General features: G+C 48.1%; 1 rRNA gene. It reads right to left on the bottom strand.

Features of this window, described 5'->3' with window-relative positions:
• Window positions 1–71: ribosomal RNA gene (gene rrf, locus ACKUG4_RS28265) — 5S ribosomal RNA — on the bottom strand; the annotation flags it as partial.
• Between the last annotated feature and the right edge of the window lie 137 nt (window positions 72–208).

The following is a 208-nucleotide window of genomic DNA, read 5'->3' as shown; positions in this document are numbered from 1 at the left end:
TCGGCGATGCATCGTTTCACTTCTGAGTTCGGGATGGGATCAGGTGGTTCCAACGCTCTATGGTCGTCAAGAAATTCTGTGACCAGCCCGTTACCGCAGTAACGTTCCGGCAAAAATCGGTGACTTCTACTAAAACAAAACCCCAACTGCTTTCGCAATTGGGGTTTCGGAATTTAATCTTGACGATGACCTACTCTCACATGGGGAA

Origin of the sequence: Candidatus Pseudomonas auctus (assembly GCF_048654275.1) — a bacterium.
GTDB classification, from domain to species: domain Bacteria; phylum Pseudomonadota; class Gammaproteobacteria; order Pseudomonadales; family Pseudomonadaceae; genus Aquipseudomonas; species Aquipseudomonas pharyngis.
This window is presented reverse-complemented; position numbering and strand designations above follow the sequence as displayed.